General features: G+C 35.2%; 2 protein-coding genes. One reads left to right on the top strand and one right to left on the bottom strand.

The features are described 5' to 3' along the window. The first annotated feature begins 218 nt into the window (after positions 1-218). Entirely contained in the window at positions 219-1,451 is a 1,233-nt protein-coding gene (locus tag V7068_RS21335; RefSeq protein ID WP_499714462.1) for an NAD(P)/FAD-dependent oxidoreductase, read from the top strand. Between the two features lie 83 nt (positions 1,452-1,534). On the opposite strand, the gene V7068_RS21340 is transcribed toward V7068_RS21335, so the two are convergent. Further along, the coding region (locus tag V7068_RS21340) for a hypothetical protein (protein ID WP_499714463.1) at positions 1,535-1,717 on the bottom strand (183 nt) is incomplete at its 5' end.

Here is a 1,717-nt window from a genome sequence, read left to right on the forward strand (position 1 = left end):
CTGATGGAAGTTTCACTATATCTGTCTCTCCTAAATGCGAATTCAACTGTATTTTACCCAAAAGTCCTTAAGTAAGTAGCCACTTAATTATTCTCTGGAACTACTATACTTGAAAAAGGCATGTTTTTATAAAGTATTACATATATTGCTTTGGTGGTAATACGAGCTTTAAAAATGGGTCTTTCAAAGGTTTTAATCGTAAGAAGTGGAGTGATGGAATGAATAAAAACTATGACGTAATTATTGTTGGTGCAAGATGTGCCGGAGCTACTTTGGCAATATCTCTTGCTGAAGCGGGCTTTCAAGTTCTTTTATTGGACCGAGCAACTTTTCCAAGTGACACTTTAACTACTAATACTTTCTTTAACAACACAACAGCTATCTTTAGGGAAATTGGTGTTTTGGATCAACTATTAGAAACTAATGTGACACCGGTACAGACAATCAAATTTCAGTTTGAAGATACCGTCATAGAAGGGCCAATCCCTAAGGTAGATGGTGAAGATACTGCGTACTCTATTAGAAGAAAATATCTTGACCATATCCTTCTTCAACATGCAAAAACAAAAGAAAATATAAAAATGATAGAAGGAATTCGTGTGACAGAGGTAATATATGATGGAGAAACCGTCATAGGAGTAAGAGGGGAAGATTTAGAAAAACAGAAACAAGAGTTCCGAGCACAATTAGTGGTTGGGGCAGACGGAAGAAACTCCCGGATTCGAAAGTTAGTAAATAGCGAATTAAAAATAAGCAGTCCTGCCAGTACAGCAGTTTACTATGGTTATTTTTCCGGTATTCAGCACGATTCTGTTCCTAAATTTGAGGTGTATAAAAGAAAAGATAAAATGGCGATCTTTTTCCCAACAAACGATGATTTATATGTATTAGTAATAAATTTCCCTTTAGAAAATAAGAGTTTACTTGATCAATTTAAAACAGTCCCAGAAAATAGTTTCCGTACATTTCTAATGAATAACTTTCCAAACACATCGATTGCTGATCGCGTAAAGGAATCTCAATTGACTGAGTCTATCAAAGGTTTGATTGGCTATGAAAATTATTGGTACCAAGGTATGGGAAAAGGGTGGGCATTGGTTGGGGATGCCATTTGCTTTAAGGACCCTGCGATGGCTCAAGGAATCCATGATGCTATCTATGGAGCACGAATTTTGGCTGATAAATTAATCAAAAATGACTTACAAACGATACAGTGGGAAAAAGTTGCTGTGGATTATCAGAATGAAATGGAAAAAGAATTTATGGTTCGATTTCATATGGGCTGTGAGCTTTCTAAAAATGAACCTATTACAGAACAGCAGGATATGGTAAATAGAATCATTGGGGCACATCCTTCAGTGGTTGAAAAGTTTTTGGGAATTTATAATTATGCGAACGAACCTGCAGACTTTGAAGAGGAATTGAAACGGATTATTGCATCTATTTCATAAATGAATGAACAGGGTATATATAACTTATTACGTTTCTGAATAAAGTTATCTAATAAATGGAACAAGATGCCACTGTGTCCTTTTTAAAAAGTTTTAGGGGCTGGGACAAAACCCACCTCTGAAATGAAAAAAAGTGAAATCGCGCTGTCGATTTCACTTTTTTCAATTATAGAAGCTAGTATGGGTAGTAGAATTCGATACAATGAAATCTGAAGAAGTAATTGATGAGTTAAGTACCATTCATTTTTATAATGTTGTAGAGCTTT

This window comes from Bacillus sp. JJ634 (assembly GCF_036962285.1).
Taxonomy (GTDB): domain Bacteria; phylum Bacillota; class Bacilli; order Bacillales; family DSM-1321; genus Peribacillus; species Peribacillus asahii_A.